Genomic DNA, 19,310 nt, shown 5'->3' with positions numbered 1-19,310 from the left:
GTACGTGTCGGCCGACAAGCCTCGGGTGCCAGCTGACAACCACCGCCGGTAGCCTGGCGCCATGCTGAAGATCGGACTGACGGGCGGCATTGGCGCCGGCAAGAGCGAGGTGTCGCGGCTGCTCGCCGCCCACGGCGCGGTGATCGTGGACTCCGATGTGATCGCCCGCGAGGTGGTCGCCCCCGGCACGGCGGGCCTCAAGGCCGTGGCCGCCGAGTTCGGCGAGGGCGTGCTCGCGGCGGACGGCTCGCTGGACCGGCCGGCGCTCGGCGCGATCGTCTTCGCCGACCCGGAGCGGCTGCGGGCGCTGAACGCGATCGTGCACCCGCTGGTCCGGGCGCGGTCCGCCGAGCTGGAGGCGGCGGCCGCGCCGGACGCGGTGGTGGTCCACGACGTCCCGCTGCTCGCCGAGAACGGGCTCGGGCCGCTGTACGACAAGGTGGTCGTCGTGGACGCGGCGGACGAGGTGCGGGTCGAGCGGTTGGTCCGGCTGCGCGGGATGACCGAGGAGGAGGCCCGGGCCCGGATGGCCGCCCAGGCGAGCCGGGCCGACCGGCTGGCGATCGCCGACCTGGTGATCGACAACAGCGGCCCGCTGGAGGAGCTCGCGCCCAGGGTCGCCGAGGTGTGGGAGCGGCTCACCGACCGTCGTTGAGGGCGGCGGTCCGGCCGGCAGCGGCGGCGGCGAAGGCGCGGATCATCGGGTGGGCCCGGGTGCCGTCGCCGGCCAGCTCCGGCTGGAACAGCGAGGCGAGGAAGAACGGGTGCGCCTCGGCGGGCAGCTCCAGGATCCGCAGCTGTCCGGAGTCGTCCGCGCCGCTGAACCGCAGGCCGCCGGCGTGCAGCCGCTCCCGGTAGGCGTCGTTCAGCCCGTACGCGCAGTGGTAGCGCTCCACCGTGCGCGGCGCGCCAAGGACCCGCTCGGCCAGTGATCCGGGCGTCAGGCGCACCGCGCCCTCGTGCCCGACCAGGGAGCAGCTGAGCGGCACGATCACCAGATCGTCCTCGCCGGGGTCGTTCTCGCCGTGCGCGGCGCCGCCGATGCCGCAGACGTGGCGGGCGTACTCCAGCACCGCGTGCTGGAAGCCGGCGCAGGTGCCGAGGAAGGGGATGCGGCGTTCGCGGGCGGCGCGTACGGCGGCCACCGCGCCGTCCTCGCTGCGGTACGGGCTGCCGGGGAGCAGCCAGACGGCGTCGAAGCCGTCGAGCGCGCCGGGGGCGGCGGCCTCCTCGGTGGGGATCCAGTAGGCGTCCAGGACGAGCTGGTCGCGGTCGGCGAGCGCGTCGAGCAGTGCGGGGATCCGGGTGTGCGAGCGGACGGCGGTCGACCGGTCGCCGACCAGGGCGAGGCGCGGGGCGGGATGCGTCATGCCGTTATCCTGACCGGCGGCGCGGCATCAGCGCCAACGATGATTCCTTACTCCTCGATCAGTGGACGTGATGGCCCGTGGAGCCGCAGCAGTTGCGCACCTTCGTCGCCGTGGTCCGGCTGGGCTCGTTCTCCGAGGCGGCCCGGGAGCTCGGCTACACCCAGTCGGCGGTCTCCCAGCAGATCGCCGCGCTGGAGGCGGACCTCGGTACGGCGGTGCTGTACCGCCGCCCGGTCGGCCCGACTGAGGCGGGCGCGCGGCTGCTGGAGCACGCCTCCGCGCTGCTGCTGAGGATCGATGCGGCGCGAGCCGACATCGCGCGCCTGGCGGGCGCCGCGAGCGCCCGGCTCACGGTCGGGGCCACACCGCTGGCGTTCGGAGTGGAGGTGGGGCGCGCGCTCGCCGAGGTGCGCCGGGTGTATCCGGTGGTGGATCTGACGGTCCGGGTGCTCGCCCAGGACGCCCTGCCCGCCGAGGTCGCCGCCGGCGCCGTGGACGTCGCGCTCGTCGACGGCCCGGCCGCCCCGTCCGACCCGCTCCCGCTGCCCGACGTGGGCCCGCTCACCACCCTCGCCGTCGCGGAGCAGCCGCTCGCGGTCGCCCTGCCGGCGGGCCATCCGCTCGCCGGGCGCCCCGGTCCGGCGCTCGCCGACCTGTCCGCCGCGCACTGGCTGGACGCTCCCGGCCTCGCCCCGACCGGGGCCAGGCTGCGCGCCGCCACCGCCGTCGACGGCTACCGGCCGGCCGCCCGCTACCTGGGCACCGATCTGCGCGGGCTGCTCGCCCTGGTCGCCGCCGGGCACGGGCTGGCCCTGCTGCCCGCCGCCGCCCTGGCGGGTGCGCCGGGGGTCGCGGCCGTCCCGGTCCGGGCGCCCCGGCTGGTGCACCGCGTCGAACTGGTCCACGGCGCCCTGCCCGAGGGGCCCGCCGCGCTGCTGGCCCGGCTGCTGACGGGGGGCGCGGGCGAGGCTCAGCCGACGATGCGGGCGCCGGGGCAGCACGGGCCGTCGACCCGGTAGCAGACGTAGCGCAGACAGCCCAGGCAGACCGAGATGTTCTCCAGCCGCCAGCTCTGGCCGTGGCAGGTGCAGTCGGCCCGTTCGCGCAGCAGTGCGTCCCAGCCGTCCGCGCCCCCGTTGGCGGCGAAGGCCGCTGCGACGTACGCGGTGGTGGCCGGGGCGTCGTCGGCGGTGCCGCGCCGGGTGGCGTCCAGGTGCCAGCAGTAGAGGGCGAGCAGCGCCCGTCCGTCGACCAGGCGGTAGCCGGCCCGGCCGTCGTCCTCCCAGGCCCGGACCAGCCGGGTGACCCGTTCGGGGAACGGGTGCGCGGGGTCGAGGAGGCAGCGATTGCCCTGCAGCCGTGGCGGGTTGGCGGTCATGTGGTCCCCTTTCCGGGGCCCACGGTAGGGCGTCGTTCCGCGAAGTCCCCGACCGGGGTGGGAGGTTGGTGACGGCTTGTTACGTGCAGGTGGTGCCGTCGGCGGGCACCAGGCCGTCCAGCAGGTACTGGTCGACGGCCTGCTTGAGGCAGGCGTTGCCGGTGTCGTAGCCGCCGTGGCCCTGCCCGCGCAGGGTGACGGTCACCCCGACGCCCGCGCCGAGCTGCTGTGCCATCGCCCGGGCCCCCTCGTACGGGGTGGCCGGGTCGCCGGTGTTGCCGATGACCACGATCGGGGCCGCACCGGGGGCGCTGACGTCGGGGTGGTCGGTCAGGCCGGACACCGGCCAGCCCGCGCAGGAGGTGAGCCCCCAGGCGGCGAAGTCGCCGAAGACCGGCGAGGCCTGACGGAACGCCGGAAGCTGCGCGCCGACCTCGGCGGCGGTGTAGCGCTGCCGGTCGTCGACGCAGTTGATGGCCCGGTTGGCGGCGGACAGGTTGCTGTAGCGGCCCTGCGGGTCGCGGCCCTGGTAGGCGTCGGCGAGCGCGAGCAGGGTGTCGCCGGTGCCGAGTTGCAGCGCCTCCTGGAGGCCGACGGCGAGGGCGTTCCAGCTCGCCTCGCTGTAGAGCGCGGCGGCGATGCCGGTGACGGCGAGGTCCTGGGTGAGGGTGCGGCCGTCGCCGCCGGGCAGCGGGGCGGTGTCCAGGCCCTGGAGCAGGGTGGTGATCCGCCGGGTGCCCTCGGTGCCGCCCGGGCCGGTCGGGCAGAGGTCGCCGACCTGCTCGGCGCAGGCCGCCATGAAGTTCTCCAGGGCGTGCTGGAAGCCCGCGGCCTGGCCGAGCGAGCCCTGCACCGGGTCCTGGGTCGGGTCGACGACGGCGTCCATCACCAGGCGGCCGACGGTGTGCGGGTACAGGTGGGCGTAGACGCCGCCGAGTTCGGTGCCGTAGGAGAAGCCGAAGTAGTGCAGCCGCTCGTCGCCGAGCACCTGGCGGAGCAGGTCGAGGTCGCGTGCCGCCGAGACGGTGTCGATGTGGGCCAGGACGGCGCCGGAGTTGCTCCGGCAGGCGGAGGCGTACGCGGTGACGGCCTCGTCGAGCGCCCGCACCTCGCCGGTGTCGTCGGGCGAGCCGTCGACGGCGGCCGCGGCGTCCGTGGCGGCGTCGTCCAGGCAGTGCACGCCCGCGCTCTCGCCGACGCCGCGCGGGTCGAAGCCCACCAGGTCGTAGCGGGTGTTGAGGTCGGCGTAGTCCCGGGCGAGGGCGGGCAGGGTGGCGACGCCGGAGGCGCCGGGGCCGCCGAAGTTGTAGAGCAGCGAGCCGATCCTCGGCCCGCCGCCGACGGCCGGCAGCCGGATCAGCGCGAGGTCGATGGTCGGCCCGGTGGGATCGGCGTGGTCCAGCGGGGCCTTGACGGTGGCGCACTCCCAGGGCGCGCCCGGCGCCTCGCCGCCGCCCTGGGCGGCGGAGGGGGCCGGGCAGGCCCGCCACGCGGGCTGCTGGCCGGTGAGCGCGGCGGGCAGCGCTGGGACGGTGGCGGCGGGCGACGTGGGCGACGTGGTCGGGGTGGTGGCGGCGGAGGTGGCGGGGGTGGACGCGGCGGTGGACGGTTCGACCTTCGCGGAGCTCGCCGTGGGGCCGCTCTGGCACCCGGTGGCGCCGCCGGCCAGCGCCACGGCCAGGCCCAGGACTCCGGCGCCGCGTACGACAGGGTGCATGGGGGTTCCGTTCCGAGGCCGCCAGGGGGTTCCGCCTCGGAAGCCTAGGCCGGGGGCCGGCGGCCCGCCCGCCGGACTGGTCCGTCCGGCCCCGCCCGGGTGACCGGCCCGCGGGGCGGGTTGCCGGAGCCGGGGTGGCTCGTTGTTCCTGCCGTGAGCCCTGACTATTCCGCCCGTGGCGGTTGTGAAGAAACGATTCTGCGCACCCGGGGGCGGTCATGACGTACGAGATTCCACGTATCCCCGAGCCCCGCGCCGCCGACGAGGGCTGTGCGGTCGCGCTCGACCTCCGGGTGGACGTCGGGCCCGGCCTGACCGTCTCCGTCCCCGCCCGGCTGCGCTACCGCAGCGCCGACCCGTACGCCGTCCTCCTCGACAACCACACCGACCTCGCCACGCCGATCACCTGGGTCTTCGCCCGTGAACTGCTCGCAGCCGGCCTGCACGCCCGGGCGGGCGTCGGCTGCGTCCGGGTCCGTCCCGGCGTCGGCGACCGCGCCGGGTCCGTCCTCATCACCCTCTCCGGCGAGGACGGCAGCGTCGACCTGCACGCCCCGGCCGACCGCGTCCGCGTCTTCCTGGCCCGTACCGAGAGCCTCGTGCCGACCGGCCGGGAGCGGCGCCGGCTGGACCTGGACGGGCTGCTGCGCCGGCTGCGCGACGGCGGCGCAGCCTCCCCGGGCCCGTGACTTTCACCTGTCCGAGTGTCCGGAGGGTCCCCGACGCGCCGCAGGCGAACCAATACTGTGAGTGTCTGTACGGCTACACCAGGGGAGTGCGGCACCGCGGCCGCCCATCCACACGTGGGGAGAAGAAGTGGCGGACAAGCGGCTCAAGGCCTGGGGCAACAACCGCGCCGGTCAGCTCGGCGACGGCTCCTGGGCCGCCCTGCACACCAAGGCCACCACCGTGCTCGGGCTGAGCGGCGCCGACGTGGTCAGGATCGCCGCCGGCGGCGCCGGCGCGGCCACCGGGCACGGGCTGGCGCTGCTGGCCGACGGCACCGTGCGCTCCTGGGGCGCCAACGGCTCGGGCCAGCTCGGCGACGGCTCGGCCTCCGGCCACAGCGCGCCCGACTGGGTCGTCAACCTGGGCGACGCCACCGACATCGCCGCCGGCGGCACGCACAGCCTGGCCCTGTGCGAGGACGGCACCGTGCTCGCCTGGGGCCAGAACTCCTACGGGCAGCTCGGCAACGGCTGCCACGCCGACAGCGGCGTCCCGGTCCGGGTCCGGCGCCTGGACGAGGTGGTCGCGATCGCCGCCGGCCTCAACCACAGCCTGGCGCTGCGCGAGGACGGCACCGTGTGGGCCTGGGGCCACAACGTCAACGGCCAGCTCGGCGACGGGACTTCGGCCGACCGCAACGTCCCGGTCCAGGTCGCCGGCCTGGACGCGGTCACCCGGATCGCGGCCGGCGCCAACCACAGCCTCGCGGTGACCGGCGGGCACGCGGTCAAGGGCTGGGGCTTCAACGCCTCCGGCCAGCTCGGCGACAACACCACGATCAACCGCTACACCCCGGTCCACACCCGGGGCGGCTGGTCCGGCGGCGTCACGTGGATCGCGGCCGGCTGCCACCACAGCCTGGCCGTCACCGGCGACCACCGCCTCAGGACCTGGGGCCGCAACGCCTCGGGCCAGCTGGGCGACGGCACCACCACCTTCCGGACCGCCCCGGTGCCGGTCCCGGGCCTGGCCGGCGTGCGGCAGGCGGCGGGCGGACGCGAGCACACCGTCGTCCTGCTGGCCGACGGCGCGGTCCGCTCCTGCGGCGGCAACGGCTCCGGCCAACTGGGCGACGGCGGCACGACCGACAGCAGCATCCCGGTGACCGCCCTCACCGACCTGACCAGGGCGGACCGGATCGCCGCCGCGCTCGGCGGCGACTTCACCCTCGCCCACTGAGCGGGCCCGTCGGCCATCAGCGCCCCGGCGCGGCCTCGGGGCGCAGCGCGCGGACGGCGAACAGGGTGGTGAGGTGCGGCGAGCCGAAGTACAGCGGCACGCTGCCGGTGCGGAAGTAGCCGGCGGCCGGCCAGGAGCCGTCCGGGAGCTGGGCGTCGACGAGGCGCCGGCGCAGCCCGGGCAGGTCCGTGACGGCGCCCGTGTACTCGCCGGCGAGCGCCAGCAGCGCCAGTTCGAGCGCGGTGTCGGCGAACTGGGTGGTGATGTGCTCGACCGCGCGCCGCGCCGGTGCGGCGAGGGCCGGTACGACGGTCGCCGCCCGGGCGACCGCGTGCAGGAAGGCCTCGGGGGAGGCGTAGTACCGGGTGCCGGTGCGGGGGCCGGCCAGGTGCTGCTGGACGTACCGCAGCGTCGCCTCGGCCGCCGGGTGCGGCAACCGGCTCGCCGCGCCGGGGAGATGGAGCGCGAACAGGGCGTTGGCGGCGGTGACGGCGTCGTAGCGGCGCCCGCGCGAGGCCGTCCGGTCGGTGTCCTCCCAGTAGGCCGGTATCGGGCCGTCGTCCGGGCCGGTCCGGGTGTCCAGCAGCTCCCGCGCGTACTCCGCGAGCTGGTCCGGTGCGAGCAGTCCGTGCCGGGCGAGGCCGGACAGCGCGACCGAGGTGCTGTCGGTGTCGGCGGGGAACGGCAGCCCGGGCGGGAACATGCGGTAGCGGTGCCGTCCCGGCTCGCGGTGGCGGGCGGCCCGCCCGGCCAGCGCGGCCACCAGTTCGCGCTCCTCGGGCCGTTCGCTGCCGGGCCGCAGCAGCGCGAGGCCCCACATCGCGGAGAAGCCCTCGTGGTCCGGGTCGAACCCGAGGTCCACCCCGTGGGTGACGAGCAGGCGCCGGCGGGCGTCGGCGCCGGTGAGCGGCGCGCGCAGCTCCGGGTCGAGTCCGGGCCGGGCGGACGGCAGCCCGTCGGGTCCCAACGCCCCGTGCAGGAAGGCCAGTCCGCGCCCGGCGGCGGCGTCCCACGCTGTTTCCTCGGCGGACATCGCGTCCCGTCCCCTCTCGTCGCCCTGCTCCGCTGGCCGGCCGGCCACCCCCGCCCCTTCTTCTACCCCGGGCGTGCGACCGCGCAAGCCTCAGCCGGCGGGCGGCCTGCGGAACAGCGCGGTGAGCAGCACGGGCAGGCCGAACAGCGGTGCGCCGGGCTCCTGCGGGACCATCGGGCGGATCTCCACCTCGGTGAAGTCGCCGAGGATCCAGCGCAGTTCGTCCGCGGTGAAGGCGAGCCCGCCGTCCAGCCGCCCGGTGCGGTACAGCTCTGTGTCGGGCAGTTCCGAGCCCATCGCGCCGGCCGCGAAGCAGGTCAGGCCGAAGTGCCCGCCGGGCGCCAGGACGCGGTCCAGCAGGGCGAGGTAGCTGATCCTGCGGTGCGGCGGCAGGTGGTGCAGGCAGCCGGAGTCGTAGACCAGGTCGTACCGGGGGAGGGGGAGTTCGACGGTGAAGATGTTGCCGTGGTGGAACCGCGGGGCGACGCCGGCCTCCCGGGCGCGCTCGCGGGCCCAGTCGAGGGCGGTGGAGGAGAGGTCGACGGCGTCCACCTCGAAGCCGCGTGAGGCGAGGTGGACGGCGTTGCGGCCGGCCCCGCAGCCGAGGTCCAGCACCCGGGCGCCGGGGGCGAGCAGCCCGCGGTCGAGGTGGGCGACGAGGTTCTCGTCCGGGGCGGCGACGAAGAACGGGCGCCCGGAGCCGCGGTCGGCGTAGAAGCCGTCCCACCAGTCGGCGGCGCGGTCGGTCCAGCGGTCCGCCTCGGGGGCGAAGAGCCCGTCGAGCAGGGCGAGGACGTCGTCGGTGGAGCGGACGGAGCGGTTCAAAGGGCGGCCCTTCCGGTGGGGGATCGACAGGTCGAGCCTAGGAGTCCGGGGCCGTTCGATCACCTCCGGTCCGGTGTCGTGGAAGGGCTCGTACGGGCGGTGGCGGGTGGGGCCGGCGGACGTTCGACGCCGCCCTCCGCCGATGGGGCCGCCCGTCGGCGCTGCCCCGGCGGGGGCCCGGGAAGGGGCCTTCGGGCGGCGCGGCGAGGGCGCCGCAGCGGGCCCGCGAGGTCAAGGTTGGGTCACGATCCGTCACAGGTGCAGGGTGAACGAACCCTGGCCGTGGCGGCGGCCGTTGACCTGGAGTTCCAGCAGGTGCACGCCCGCGTGGTAGCGCCGGGTGCTGATCGGCTTCACGGCGTGCCGGCGGGTGGCCCGCCAGGTCTCGCCGGGGGCGAGCGAGCGGGTGGTGAGCTTGAAGACCTTGGGCGTGCGGCCGCCGTTGGCCTTCACGTGGTGCACGACGTAGTCGATGACCACGCCGGCCCGCTCGTCATGGGTGTTGGTCACCGCGTACTCGAAGACCAGCTCCTCGCCGAGCCTGATCTCGGCGGTCCGCACGTGCGGGCCCTCGACGGTCACCGGGAGGTCGGGGCGGTGGCCGAGCAGGGCGAGGGCCTCGGGGCGGCCGGCCTTGACGAGGGTGCGCAGGCCGTGCCGGACCAGCGGGAGGGTGGTCGGCGCCGGGTCGGCGAGCCAGCGGGCGGCGGCCTCGACGGCGACGGCGGGGTGGTCGCGGCTGATGTCGTTGAGGTGGTTGGCGACCGAGCGGCGCACGTACTCCGACCCATCCCGGTACAGCGCGTCGAGCAGCGGCACGGCGGGCGCCGGATCGGCGATCAGCGCGGGGAGCCGAGGAGCCCAGGGCAGCCGCGGCCGGGTGCCCTCGCTGGCGAGCCGGCGGACGTGCGGGTCCGGGTCGGCCGTCCAGCGCGTCATGACGGCGAGCGCCCGCCCCTGGTCGGCGCGGAGGAAGGGGCGCACGGCGCTCTCCGAGGTCAGCCGCGGGGTGAGCGCGGTGAGCAGCGCGAGCGCCGGTTCGAAGGCGTCGAGCCCGCGCACGGCGACGGCCTCGCCGACCGGGAAGGTCATCCAGCCGGTGAACTCCTCGTCGCGCAGGGCCTCGTACAGCACCCGCTCGAACTCGGGGTAGCCGGACGGGAGGTCGGCGAGCACGGCGTCGCGGATCGCGGCGACGCGTTCGCTGAAGCCGAGCCCGTCGAGGGCCGCGCCGCACCGGTGGAGGGCGTCGGTGGTGACGCCGCGGCCGGTGCGGGCCAGGCAGCGGGCGAGTCCGGCGACGGTGTCCGGGTTGAGCATCTCGGCGGCCGAGGGCACGGCGGCGGTCTCCTTGGGTTCGGTGGCGCGGTGGCTACGGAGGTTACGCGCTCGCGCGCCGGGCGGCACTTCGCCGTGCCTCGGGGGGCGTCGCGGCGGTCGGGGCGGGCGGAGGGTGACAGCGCGACCGTCGGTGTGCGACGCTTCGCATCCGTGCGTGGCCGAGCACGCGCGGACGGGTCCGGGGGGTCCGCATGACTGAGAACGTGCCACCGGGAAGGCCCCGCCGCGGTCGCGGGGACGGGGCGGTCCGCACCGGCCGGGCCGTGCCGCTGCTGCTGGTGGCCGGCGGGCTGGTGCTCGCCGCCGCCGCGCTGCGCCCGGACGGGGGCCTGCTGGGGACGCCGGGGGATCCGCCGGTCGGCGCGATCGGCTACGTGGGGCTGATCGCCCTCGGCTGGGCGGGGATCGTCGGGCGGTTCGCGGCGCGCTTCCGCGAGGAGGTCCGCCCCCTGGTCGGGCCGACGCCGCGGGTCGAGCGACTGCGCGAGGCCGCCGTGGTGCTGCTGGGCGGCGCCGCCGTGCTGGTGCCGGTACTGCTGTTCCTCTTCCACGGCCGTACCCAGGCCGACAACGAACTGCCCGATCCGGTGGTCACACCGTTGCCCGAGACCACCCCGACGCCCACCCCGGAGCCGGAGGAGGGCGTCGCGCCGACCGGGGACGCCGGCCTGCTCGCCCTGCTGCTGTACGGGTTGGCCGCGGTCGTCGTGGTCGTCCTGGTGGTGTCGCTGGTCCGGCTGCTGCTGGGCCTGTACCGCTCGCGCCGACGGCCGGAGCCGCTGCCCGTGGTCGGCCGGGTCGAGCCCGAGGACGCGCTCGCCGCCGCCGTCGCCACCGGCCGGCGGTCGCTGCACGGGGCCGACGCCCGGGCCGCGGTGATCGCCTGCTACGCCGCGATGGAGGGCTCGCTGGCGGACTCCGGGCTGGAACGGCAGGTCGGCGACAGCCCGGCGGAGCTGCTGGAGCGGGCGGTCGCGGACGACCGCGTCGACCGGGCCCCCGCGTACGCGCTCACCGAGCTGTTCCGGGAGGCCAGGTACTCGTCCCACCCGATGGACGACGGCCATGTGCGCCGGGCCCGCGCCGCCCTGGACACCATCGCCGCCCGCCTGGCCGAGGCCGGCGCGGAGCCCGCCGACGGGGCCGGACGGCCCCTGACCGACCGTGCCGCAGCGTCCCGGAGCCACCGATGACCGCCGACTTCGCCCACCGCACCGCCGAAGCGCCCGAGCACGGGCGGACCGGAGCCGGCTCGGTCCGGCACAGCCTGGTCGAACTGTCCGTCACAGCCGTGCTGGCCGAAGTGCTGTTCGGCCTGGTCGGCGGCCTGCCGGCGGTCGCCGCCGGAGCGGTCGCGATCGCCGTCGCCGCGCTGTTCGCCGGCCGCTACGTCGCCGGCGGCGGGGTCCTGGACATCGGCCTGCGCCGCCGCCCGCGGCTGCTGGACGCGCACGAGCCCGGCCTCGCCGACTGGCGGTGGACCGTGCGCCAGTCGCTGGCCCCGGAGGGCGACGCCCAGCCGCTGCGCGGGCGGCTCCAACGGCTGTACGCGGCCAGGCTCGCGGAGGCCCACCACCTCTCGCCCACCGCCGACCGGGACCGGGTGGCGGAGCTGGTCGGCCCCGATCTCTGGCCGTGGATCGACCCGGCCGGCGACCTCCCGGCCCCGACCGTCCCGCCGGACGTCCTGCACGCCCTCGTCGACCGGCTGGAGTCCCTGTAGCCGTCCCGGCCGCAGGGCCCGGCGCGGCCCTGTCGGCCGAAGCCGCCCCGTCACGCGTCATCCCCTCGGCAAGCCCGTCGCCGGGCCGCCGCGGCCACCGATCCGAACGCCCCGTCAGGAGAACCATGACCGCCGTCCCGCAGGCCCCCGCCGACCCGAGCGCCGACCCCGCGGCCCCGGACGGGACCGGCGCGCTGACGCCGCAGCAGGCGGGGGACCGCGCCCGCGCGGTGCTCAAGGAGATCGAGCGCGCCGTCGTCGGCAAGCCCGAGGCGCTGCGCCTGGTGATGCTGGGCATCGTCGCCGGCGGCCATGTGCTGATCGAGGACCTGCCCGGGCTCGGCAAGACGCTGCTGGCCCGCTCGTTCGCGACCACCCTCGGGCTGGACTTCCGCCGGATCCAGTTCACGCCCGACCTGCTGCCCTCCGACGTCACCGGCGCGCCGTTCTACGACCAGCACAGCGGCGAGATGGTGTTCCGCCCCGGCCCGCTGTTCACCCAGCTGCTGCTGGCCGACGAGATCAACCGCACCCCGCCGAAGACCCAGGCCGCGCTGCTGGAGGCGATGGCCGAGGGGCAGGTCTCGGTCGACGGCGCCACCCGCCGGCTGCCGCAGCCCTTCGCGGTGATCGCCACCGCCAACCCGATCGAGTACGAGGGCACCTACTCCCTGCCGGAGGCCCAGCTGGACCGGTTCCTGATCCGGGTGCGGATGGGGTACCTGTCCACCGGCCTGGAGGCCGCGATGCTCCGGGCCCGGCTGGACCGCTCCGCGCCCGAGGCGGTGCTCGACGCCGTCAGCAGCCCGGCCGAACTGCTCGCCGTACGGGCCGCGGTCGAGCGCGTCGAGGTCGACGACGACCTCGTCGACTACGTCATCGCGCTGGTCGACGCCACCCGCAACGATCCCGAGATCCAGGTCGGCGCCTCGCCCCGCGGGGGTCTCGCGCTGGTGCAGCTGGCCCGGGCCCGCGCGATGCTGGAGGGCCGCGACTACCTGACGCCGGAGGACGTCAAGGAGCTCGCCGTCCCCGCGCTGGCCCACCGGATCACCCTGAAGCCGGAGTTGTGGGTGCGCGAGATCGACGCGGACGAGGTGCTGGCCCGGGTGGTCGCCGGCGTCCCGGCGCCGCAGACCGTACCGCGTGCCGCCGCGCCCGCCGGTCCCGGCGGGTCCGACGAGGGCCTCGCGCGGTGAGCGCCGAGCCTGCCACCGCACCCCGGCCCGGGACCCCCGCCGCCGACCCGGTGACCGCCCGCATCGTCGCCCGCAGCATCCGGGCCGGCGCCGAGGGACTGCCCACCACCCCGCCGTCCCCGCACTGGCGGCCCGCCGACCGGACCCTGCGGCTGCTCACCGTCGCCACGGTCGCCGCCGCGGCCGCCCTGGTCACCGGACACGCCTGGCTGCTCGCCCTCGCCGCCGCCCCGGCCGTGCTGCTCGCCCTCGCCGCCCCGGGCGCCGGCCGTCCCACCGAACTGGACACCACCCTCACCGTGGAGCCGCGCCGCTGCTTCGAGGGCGAGCGCATCACCGTGCGGATCGGCATCCGGCACGACGGGCGGACCGGCCCGCTCGACCCCGTCGTCGCGCTGGGCCCCGGCGTCGCCCTGGAGGCGCTGACCGTGCGCCCCACCGGCGTCGACCTCGCCCTGCGCGCCGACAGCTGGGGCCGCTGGAACCTGGGCGCCGTCGACATCGACGTGCACGACGCCGGCGCCCTGACCCGCCGCACCCTGCGCACCGAACTCGGCACCGCGGACGTCTTCCCGGTGCCCGGGACGGCCCGGCTCACCCCCGTCCCGGTCCGGCTGCCCGAGCGGATCGGCGAGCACACCACCCGCCACGACGGCTCCGGCATCGAGGTGACCGGCGTCCGCCCGTACGTCCACGGCGAACGCCAGCGACGCATCCACTGGCCCTCCACCACCCGCCGGGGCGGCCTCCAGATCAACCAGTTCGCCGCCGAGCGGGCCTCCGACGCCGTCGTCCTGCTCGACACGCTCGACGACGTCCACGACCCGGCCACCGGGCTGTCCAGCCTGGACGAGAGCCTGCGCGCCGCCGCCGGACTGACCCGCGCCTACCTGCGCCGGCACGACCGGGTCGGCCTGGTCGCGGTCGGCGGCCGGCTGCGCTGGCTCACCGCCGGCACCGGCGACCGCCAGTTCTACCGGATGGTCGAGAGCGTGCTGGAGGTCCGTCAGGACCGCGTCCACCGCGGCCCCGTCCTGCCCCGGCTGCCGCTGCCCGCCCTGCCGGGCCACGCCCTGGTCTACGCGTTCACGCCGCTCGCCGATCAGCGCATCCTGGAGGTGCTCGGCCGGATCGGCGACCACGGCAACCCGCTGGTCGTGGTGGAGATCCCGGTCGGCGAGCCCTCGGTCGAACCGGACGACGAGGTGGGCGCCCTGGCCCTGCGGCTCTGGCGGGCCGAGCGCGAGGCGATGCGCGCCGCCCTGCGCGGGCGCGGCGTCCCGGTCACCCGGTACGTCCCCGGCGAGGCCCTGGACCTCGCGCTCGCGCCGCTGCTGCGCCGCCGGATCGGAGGAGGCGCGCGATGAAGGACCCCACGCCGGCGTCCGCCGCCGTCACGCCCGGCCCGCACCCGGCCCTGCGCGCGCCGTGGCGGGAGCGGGCGCTGCTCCGCCTCGTCGGCGGAGCCCTGCTGCTGGCCTCGGCCGGGGTGGGCGCCGACGACGGCGCCGCCGCGACGGTCGGACCGGCCGGGCTGGTCGCCCTGCTCCTCCTGGCGGCCTGGGCCGCCCCGCCGCCGCCCGAGCCGGTGCGCCGGCCCACCACCTGGGCGGCCCGGCAGGCCCCCCGGCGCCCCACCGCACTGGCGGCCGGCTGCGTCCTGCTCGCCGCGCCGGGCGAGCCCGGCCTCTGGCGGGGCGCCGCCGTGGCCGTGCTGCTGACCGCCTACCTGCTGCTCGTCGACGCCTTCGGCCCCGACCGGCGCCGCCCGAACCGTGTCCACGTGCTCGCCGCCCTGGCGGCCTCGGCCCTGGTCCTCCCGGTGGCGCTCACCGACACCGGGGCGGGGGAGTGGTCCCGTCCGGTGGCCCTGCTCGGCGTGCTGGCCGCCGCCGTCGGCGTAGGCCTCGGCCTGCACACCCGCCGTCCGCGAAACTGACGTTGGGGCAATCTGGAAGAAGTCCCCCCCGGAGCACCCACGCCACAGTGGTCCGGGCGCTCCGCGGTCTCGAAGGGCCCGTCCCCGGTCGCGTCGCGCCTCCCTCACCCACCACGTCCTGGGAGGTCCAGTGGCGAAGACCGCGGAGTCGACTGCGGCCGGCCGAATCCTGTACAGCATCAACCACGACCGGCACAGGCTCGCGTTGAACGCGTACCTGGTGGTCGTCCTCGCGCACTGGGCCGAGCACCTGGCGCAGGCCTACCAGATCTGGGGAATGGGCTGGCCGGCGAAGAAGGCCGGCGGTGCGCTCGGCCTCGCCTACCCCTGGCTCGTCACCACCGAGTGGCTGCACTACGGCTACGCCCTCTTCATGCTCACCGCGCTGTTCCTGCTGCGCCCCGGTTTCGCCGGCCGCAGCAGGACGTGGTGGACGATCTCCCTCGGCATCCAGTTCTGGCACCACATCGAGCACCTGCTGCTCTTCGTGCAGGCGCAGAGCCACCACTTCCTGTTCGGCCGCTCCGCGCCCACCAGCATCCTCCAACTCGTCATCAACCGGGTCGAGTTGCACCTCTTCTACAACACCATCGTATTCATCCCGATGGTGATCGCCATGTATCTGCACCTGCGGCCGACCCAGGACGAGCTGGAGAAGATGACCTGCGGCTGCCGCGCCTCGGAGAGTCCTCGGACGGCGGCCGTCTCCCATGCCTGAGACGGCCGTCCCGGTGGCGGACCCCGGGACGGCCGGGGCGCGCGAGGGGCGGGCTCCGGACCGGGGCGCCGGGCGGGCGGGTTCGCCGCGGGCGTTCCAGCGGACGATGGCGATCGGTCTCGGCCTGCTCGTCGTCGTGCTCGCGGCGGTGGGGTGGCTCAGTTCGGCGGAGGAGGTGAAGCTCTCCGGGGCCAGCCCGGCGGCCGGCGGCCGGGTCGCGCAGGCCCCCGCCGAGGTGGCCCTGACGTTCTCGGGGGCGGTGCGCTCCTCCACGCTCATGCTGGCGGTGAACGGTACGGACGGCACCTCGGTGACGGACGGGACGCCGGAGCTCGACGGGGGCCGGCTCTCGGTGCCGGTCTCGATCACCGAGCCGGGGGCGTACCGGGTCACCTACCGGCTGGCGCTCGACCGGGGGCGGGTGGTCTCCGGGACGACCGAGTTCGTCGTCGGCGACGGGCCGCTGCCCGAGGGCGCCGAGGAGCTGGCGGAGGCCGGCTCGGACAGCGACGACGGCCACGGCCACGGTGTGGAGGGGCCGTTCAACATCGCGCTGCTCTGCCTGGACGCGCTGCTGCTACCGGGCGCCCTGGTGCTGATGCTGCGGCGTCCGCGCGTGCGGTGACGGCCGAGCGCCGACCGGCGCGCGAGGCCCGTTCCCCCGGTCGCGGGGAACGGGCCCGCGGCCGTTCAGGAGACGGTCACCCGGCGGTCCGCGTGCTCCGCGGCCAGGGTGCCGAGCAGCCGCAGCGCCGTCTCCGACGGGGAGTTCGGCTCCACGGTGAAGGCCACCAGCATCAGCTCGGGCTCCTCGGTCCGCAGGACCTCCTGGAAGAGCGTGAGCTCGCCCACCTGGGGGTGGTGCAGCACATTGGTGAACGAGTCGCAGTTGGCCACCGAGTGGTCCTCCCACAGGGCGGCGAACTCGGAGCTGGAGGCGAGCAGTTCACCGACCAGCGCGCGCACGCCGCCGTCGGTCGGGAACCTCGCCGCCACCATCCGCAGGTGGGCGACCACGGACCTGGCCTTGACCTCCCAGTTGGTGAACAGCGCCCGGGTCGACGGGTCGAGGAAGATCAGCCGGGTCATGTTGGGCAGGACCTCGTGGTGGCGTCCGAACACCGCGTGCGCCAGCGGGTTCCAGGCGATCACGTCGGCCGTCGGGGAGAGCACCATGACGGGCACGTCGCCCATCATCGCCATCAGCCTCCGCAGGCCGGCGGGGAGTTGCCGGGCCACCCGGGGCGCGCGGCCGGTCGCCGACCGCTTGGGGCGGGCGAGCGCGACCAGGTGGGTGTGCTCGGCTTCGTCCAGGCGCAGCGCCCGGGCCAGCGAGTTGAGGACGGCGTCGGAGACGTTCTGTCCCAGCCCCTGTTCCAGTCGGGCGTAGTAGGAGACGCTGACGCCGGCCAGTTGGGCGAGCTCCTCTCTGCGCAGACCCGGCACTCGGCGGCGCTCTCCGTAGCAGCCGAGTCCGCAGTCGGCCGGATGGAGCCTGGCACGGCGGGACTTGAGGAATTTCCCGAGCTCATCCATGAGTCCCATTATGCTGAAAGTATCACTGCGAAGCCTAGCCTTCCCAGTGATACGAACGACAGGTGTCTGGCTAGCGGGCGGGGGATCTCCCACCCTTGCTCGCATGACCACGCTTCCCGACTCGCGGAACCGCATGAGCGCCCGGCTCAGGATGACCCTGTTCATCCTGCTGGGCGCGCAGTTCATGCTGTCCGTCGACTTCTCGATCCTCAACGTCGCGCTCCCCCAGATCGGTTCCGGGGTCGGGATATCCTCCGACGACCTGCCGTGGGTCGCATCGGCGTACGCACTGCCGGCCGCGGGCTTCACACTCCTGTTCGGCAGGATCGCCGACCTGTTCGGCCGCCGCCGGCTCTTCCTCGCGGGCATCGTGCTGCTCACCGTGGCATCGGTGCTCGGCGGGATCGCGGACAGCGGGGCCCCGCTGCTGACCGCCCGCGTCCTGCAGGGCCTGTCGACCGCCATCGCCGCCCCCGCGGCCCTGTCCCTGCTGATCACCTCGTTCTCCGAGGGCGCCATGCGGGAGCGGGTGCTGGGCCTGAACGGCGCGCTGCTGTCCGGCGGGTTCACGGTGGGCGCCCTGGTCGGCGGCACCCTGGTGGGCCTGCTGAGCTGGCGCTGGGCCTTCCTGATCAACGTCCCGGTGGCCGTCGCGATCCTGATCGCGACGCCGCGGCTGATCGCCGACAGCAGGGCCCCGGAGAAGGTCCGGCTCGACGTGCCCGGCGCCGTCTCGGTGACGGCCGGCCTGCTCGCGTTCACCTACGGCATCATCGACAAGAGCCTGCTGATCGGCGCCATCGGCGTGGTGCTGCTCGGCGTGTTCTGGGCGATCGAGCTGCGCGCCCCCGCGCCGCTCGCCTCCGTGCGGATCCTCAAGCGCCCCAGCGTCAAGTGGGGGAACTTCGCCGGAATCGTCGTGTTCTCGATGGAGAGCGCGCTGATCTTCCTCATGACGCTGTACCTCCAGGACGTGCTGCACTACGCCCCGCTGATCACCGGTCTGATCTTCGGCGTGCCCGGGCTCGCGGCCGTGGCCGCCGGTGTCGTCGCGGGCCGGGCGATCGGCCGCTTCGGCACCCGGAACGTGCTGAGCGTCGGTCTGGCGGTGCAGGGCCTCGCCACCGCGCCGCTGATCCTGCTCAGCGACGACCGGGTGATGCTGGCGGTGCTGCTCCCCGCCCTGTTCATCAGCTTCTTCGGACACGTCACCTCCATCGTCGCCTACACCGTGACCGCGACCTCCGGCCTGCCGGACTCCGAGCAGGGCCTCGCGACCGGCCTCGCCGCGCTCAGCCAGCAGGTGGCGGTCACGATCGGCATCCCGATCCTGAGCGCCGTCGCCGCCACCCGCACCGTGCAGCTGGACGGCATCCGGCTCGCGCTCCTCGTCGACGTGGTCATCACGCTCGTCGCGGTGGCCCTCATCTGGGCGGGTCTGCGCACCCGTTCCGAGGCGGTGCCCGCGGCGGCCGCCGGCCCGCAGGTCGAGGTCGGCGAGCAGGCGGCGAGCCGCTGAGCCTGCGGCGGGCCGGGCGCCCGGTGGCCTGCCTTCCGAATACGGCAGCCACGGAGAAGAGGACCGGGATCATCCCCGGGATCATCGGAGAGCGATCGGCGGAGCGGCCCGGCGGAAATTCCGCGGGGTTCGCTCCGCCGCCCGCCGGCGCCGGTCGGACGAATTCGATTCGGCCGCCGCGCGCATATCCTTCTCGCCGCGAGGAATGGACCCGACTGTGGCCGTCAAGAGAATCACCGCCAACCGCATCGACTTCGCCTATCTGGAACTCGGCGCCGGGCCGCTGGCCCTGCTGACGCACGGCTTCCCGATGTCCCCGGCGACCTACCGGTACCTCATGCCGGCGCTCGCCGACGCGGGCTACCGCGCCGTCGCCCCCTACCTGCGCGGCTTCGCGCCCTCGGCGCTGCCGCCGGACGGCGGCTTCGCGGTCGCCGACCTGGTGGCCGACGTGAACGGCCTCCACGAGGCGCTCGGCGGTGACGGCGACGCCGTCCTGATCGGGCACGACTTCAGCGTCCCCGCGGCGTTGGGCGCGGCCGGGGAGGAGGCGGACCGCTGGTCCAAGCTCGTCCTCTGCGACGTCCCGCCGTTCGGGGTGTTCGGGCCGATGGTCATGACGCCGCGGGGCACCGACGCGCTGAGCCACTTCTGGTTCTTCCAGACGGCGGCGGCCGAGGAGGTCGTCGCCGCGGACGACTTCGCCTTCCTCGACTGGATCTACCGGAAGTTCACCGCCGACGGCTTCGACGCCACCGAGGACCTGAAGCACGCCAAGGACGCCCTCCGGGGGCCGGAGAACCTGGCGGCGGCCCTGGCCCTCTACCGGACGACCTTCGCCCCCGACCGCTTCGGCACGCCGGAGTGGGTGCAGGAGCACGCCGCCGTCTGGGGCGCCCCGCCGACCATGCCGACGCTCAACCTCTTCGGCTCGGAGGACCCGAGCTTCGAGATCACCGACGCGACGCTGGCGGCCATCGTCGACAGCCTGCCCGAGGGCTCGCACGCCGAGGTGGTCCAGGGGGTCGGCCACGCCGGGCTCGTCGAGAGACCTGCCGAGGTCAACAGCCTCATCCTGCGCTTCCTGGCCGGGGAACTCTGAGC

At 75.6% G+C, this 19,310-nt stretch carries 20 protein-coding genes; 13 read left to right on the top strand and 7 right to left on the bottom strand.

Going from position 1 to position 19,310, the window contains the following annotated elements; translation table 11 throughout:
• Window positions 1-61 precede the first annotated feature (61 nt).
• Window positions 62-655, top strand: a complete 594-nt coding sequence (coaE, locus tag ACFU74_RS20725; RefSeq protein WP_380758735.1) for a dephospho-CoA kinase — start codon at window positions 62-64, stop codon at window positions 653-655.
• On the opposite strand, the gene ACFU74_RS20720 is transcribed toward coaE, so the two are convergent.
• Window positions 639-1,370: a hypothetical protein gene (locus tag ACFU74_RS20720; RefSeq protein ID WP_380758733.1), complete on the bottom strand. Its 732-nt coding sequence runs from the start codon at window positions 1,368-1,370 to the stop codon at window positions 639-641. The two genes, coaE and ACFU74_RS20720, sit on opposite strands and share 17 nt — an antisense overlap.
• A gap of 77 nt (window positions 1,371-1,447) precedes the next feature.
• Between ACFU74_RS20720 and ACFU74_RS20715 the strand changes: the two genes are divergently transcribed.
• The gene (locus ACFU74_RS20715) at window positions 1,448-2,389 is read left to right on the top strand and encodes a LysR family transcriptional regulator (RefSeq protein WP_380758731.1); all 942 of its coding nucleotides are present in this window, start codon (window positions 1,448-1,450) and stop codon (window positions 2,387-2,389) included.
• Here ACFU74_RS20715 and ACFU74_RS20710 read toward each other — a convergent pair.
• Together ACFU74_RS20710 and ACFU74_RS20705 are read right to left on the bottom strand one after the other, a co-directional pair.
• A complete protein-coding gene (locus ACFU74_RS20710) occupies window positions 2,341-2,748 on the bottom strand; it encodes a hypothetical protein (RefSeq protein WP_380758729.1) in 408 nt (135 codons plus the stop codon). The two genes, ACFU74_RS20715 and ACFU74_RS20710, sit on opposite strands and share 49 nt — an antisense overlap.
• A 79-nt stretch (window positions 2,749-2,827) precedes the next feature.
• Entirely contained in the window at window positions 2,828-4,465 is a 1,638-nt protein-coding gene (locus ACFU74_RS20705) for an alpha/beta hydrolase (protein WP_380758728.1), read from the bottom strand.
• Between the two features lie 218 nt (window positions 4,466-4,683).
• On the opposite strand from ACFU74_RS20705, the gene ACFU74_RS20700 reads away from it, so the two are divergent.
• Both ACFU74_RS20700 and ACFU74_RS20695 read left to right on the top strand, forming a co-directional pair.
• A complete protein-coding gene (locus tag ACFU74_RS20700) occupies window positions 4,684-5,154 on the top strand; it encodes an SsgA family sporulation/cell division regulator (RefSeq protein WP_380758726.1) in 471 nt (156 codons plus the stop codon).
• Between the two features lie 127 nt (window positions 5,155-5,281).
• Entirely contained in the window at window positions 5,282-6,373 is a 1,092-nt protein-coding gene (locus tag ACFU74_RS20695) for an RCC1 domain-containing protein (protein ID WP_380758724.1), read from the top strand.
• Between the two features lie 16 nt (window positions 6,374-6,389).
• On the opposite strand, the gene ACFU74_RS20690 is transcribed toward ACFU74_RS20695, so the two are convergent.
• From ACFU74_RS20690 to ACFU74_RS20680, 3 genes are all read right to left on the bottom strand, one after another.
• Window positions 6,390-7,406: a hypothetical protein gene (locus tag ACFU74_RS20690; RefSeq protein ID WP_380758722.1), complete on the bottom strand. Its 1,017-nt coding sequence runs from the start codon at window positions 7,404-7,406 to the stop codon at window positions 6,390-6,392.
• A gap of 90 nt (window positions 7,407-7,496) precedes the next feature.
• Window positions 7,497-8,231 carry an SAM-dependent methyltransferase gene (locus ACFU74_RS20685; protein ID WP_380758720.1) on the bottom strand — a complete coding sequence of 245 codons (735 nt, stop codon included), beginning with the start codon at window positions 8,229-8,231 and terminating at the stop codon, window positions 7,497-7,499.
• A gap of 252 nt (window positions 8,232-8,483) precedes the next feature.
• Complete coding sequence (locus tag ACFU74_RS20680) at window positions 8,484-9,569, bottom strand: DNA alkylation repair protein (RefSeq protein WP_380758718.1); 1,086 nt, start codon at window positions 9,567-9,569, stop codon at window positions 8,484-8,486.
• A gap of 194 nt (window positions 9,570-9,763) precedes the next feature.
• Between ACFU74_RS20680 and ACFU74_RS20675 the strand changes: the two genes are divergently transcribed.
• The 7 genes from ACFU74_RS20675 to ACFU74_RS20645 all read left to right on the top strand — a co-directional run bounded on the left by ACFU74_RS20675 (window position 9,764) and on the right by ACFU74_RS20645 (window position 15,776).
• Window positions 9,764-10,765, top strand: a complete 1,002-nt coding sequence (locus ACFU74_RS20675; protein ID WP_380758716.1) for a DUF4129 domain-containing protein — start codon at window positions 9,764-9,766, stop codon at window positions 10,763-10,765.
• On the top strand, window positions 10,762-11,295 hold the full coding sequence (locus ACFU74_RS20670) for a hypothetical protein (RefSeq protein WP_380758714.1): 534 nt from the start codon (window positions 10,762-10,764) through the stop codon (window positions 11,293-11,295). The genes ACFU74_RS20675 and ACFU74_RS20670 overlap by 4 nt, the downstream gene beginning before the upstream one ends.
• A 125-nt stretch (window positions 11,296-11,420) precedes the next feature.
• Window positions 11,421-12,494, top strand: a complete 1,074-nt coding sequence (locus ACFU74_RS20665) for an AAA family ATPase (RefSeq protein WP_380758712.1) — start codon at window positions 11,421-11,423, stop codon at window positions 12,492-12,494.
• Entirely contained in the window at window positions 12,491-13,861 is a 1,371-nt protein-coding gene (locus tag ACFU74_RS20660; protein ID WP_380758710.1) for a DUF58 domain-containing protein, read from the top strand. The genes ACFU74_RS20665 and ACFU74_RS20660 overlap by 4 nt, the downstream gene beginning before the upstream one ends.
• Entirely contained in the window at window positions 13,858-14,433 is a 576-nt protein-coding gene (locus ACFU74_RS20655; protein WP_380758708.1) for a hypothetical protein, read from the top strand. The genes ACFU74_RS20660 and ACFU74_RS20655 overlap by 4 nt, the downstream gene beginning before the upstream one ends.
• A 130-nt stretch (window positions 14,434-14,563) precedes the next feature.
• Window positions 14,564-15,151: a hypothetical protein gene (locus ACFU74_RS20650; protein WP_380758706.1), complete on the top strand. Its 588-nt coding sequence runs from the start codon at window positions 14,564-14,566 to the stop codon at window positions 15,149-15,151.
• On the top strand, window positions 15,144-15,776 hold the full coding sequence (locus ACFU74_RS20645; protein ID WP_380758704.1) for a copper resistance protein CopC: 633 nt from the start codon (window positions 15,144-15,146) through the stop codon (window positions 15,774-15,776). The genes ACFU74_RS20650 and ACFU74_RS20645 overlap by 8 nt, the downstream gene beginning before the upstream one ends.
• A gap of 65 nt (window positions 15,777-15,841) precedes the next feature.
• On the opposite strand, the gene ACFU74_RS20640 is transcribed toward ACFU74_RS20645, so the two are convergent.
• Window positions 15,842-16,687, bottom strand: a complete 846-nt coding sequence (locus ACFU74_RS20640; protein WP_380758702.1) for a helix-turn-helix transcriptional regulator — start codon at window positions 16,685-16,687, stop codon at window positions 15,842-15,844.
• A 103-nt stretch (window positions 16,688-16,790) separates the two neighbouring features.
• Here ACFU74_RS20640 and ACFU74_RS20635 point away from each other — a divergent pair, with 103 nt between their 5' ends.
• Window positions 16,791-18,206, top strand: a complete 1,416-nt coding sequence (locus ACFU74_RS20635; protein ID WP_380758700.1) for an MFS transporter — start codon at window positions 16,791-16,793, stop codon at window positions 18,204-18,206.
• Window positions 18,207-18,423: 217 nt separating this feature from the next.
• Entirely contained in the window at window positions 18,424-19,308 is an 885-nt protein-coding gene (locus tag ACFU74_RS20630) for an alpha/beta fold hydrolase (RefSeq protein WP_380758697.1), read from the top strand.
• Window positions 19,309-19,310: the final 2 nt, after the last annotated feature.

Origin of the sequence: Kitasatospora sp. NPDC057500 (assembly GCF_042802195.1) — a bacterium.
GTDB lineage: Bacteria > Actinomycetota > Actinomycetes > Streptomycetales > Streptomycetaceae > Kitasatospora.
Note: the sequence above shows the minus strand (reverse complement) of the source record. Positions and strands in the feature narration are given on the sequence as shown.

What these genes read in the sequence shown, in the direction of transcription:
- ACFU74_RS20705 (WP_380758728.1), bottom strand. Translation starts at nt 4,465, where the DNA reads ATGCACCCTGTCGTACGCGGCGCCGGAGTCCTGGGCCTGGCCGTGGCG.
- ACFU74_RS20640 (WP_380758702.1), bottom strand. Translation starts at nt 16,687, where the DNA reads ATGGATGAGCTCGGGAAATTCCTCAAGTCCCGCCGTGCCAGGCTCCAT.
- ACFU74_RS20690 (WP_380758722.1), bottom strand. Translation starts at nt 7,406, where the DNA reads ATGTCCGCCGAGGAAACAGCGTGGGACGCCGCCGCCGGGCGCGGACTG.
- ACFU74_RS20670 (WP_380758714.1), top strand. Translation starts at nt 10,762, where the DNA reads ATGACCGCCGACTTCGCCCACCGCACCGCCGAAGCGCCCGAGCACGGG.
- ACFU74_RS20700 (WP_380758726.1), top strand. Translation starts at nt 4,684, where the DNA reads ATGACGTACGAGATTCCACGTATCCCCGAGCCCCGCGCCGCCGACGAG.
- ACFU74_RS20720 (WP_380758733.1), bottom strand. Translation starts at nt 1,370, where the DNA reads ATGACGCATCCCGCCCCGCGCCTCGCCCTGGTCGGCGACCGGTCGACC.
- ACFU74_RS20710 (WP_380758729.1), bottom strand. Translation starts at nt 2,748, where the DNA reads ATGACCGCCAACCCGCCACGGCTGCAGGGCAATCGCTGCCTCCTCGAC.
- ACFU74_RS20665 (WP_380758712.1), top strand. Translation starts at nt 11,421, where the DNA reads ATGACCGCCGTCCCGCAGGCCCCCGCCGACCCGAGCGCCGACCCCGCG.
- ACFU74_RS20645 (WP_380758704.1), top strand. Translation starts at nt 15,144, where the DNA reads ATGCCTGAGACGGCCGTCCCGGTGGCGGACCCCGGGACGGCCGGGGCG.
- ACFU74_RS20655 (WP_380758708.1), top strand. Translation starts at nt 13,858, where the DNA reads ATGAAGGACCCCACGCCGGCGTCCGCCGCCGTCACGCCCGGCCCGCAC.
- ACFU74_RS20635 (WP_380758700.1), top strand. Translation starts at nt 16,791, where the DNA reads ATGACCACGCTTCCCGACTCGCGGAACCGCATGAGCGCCCGGCTCAGG.
- ACFU74_RS20675 (WP_380758716.1), top strand. Translation starts at nt 9,764, where the DNA reads ATGACTGAGAACGTGCCACCGGGAAGGCCCCGCCGCGGTCGCGGGGAC.
- coaE (WP_380758735.1), top strand. Translation starts at nt 62, where the DNA reads ATGCTGAAGATCGGACTGACGGGCGGCATTGGCGCCGGCAAGAGCGAG.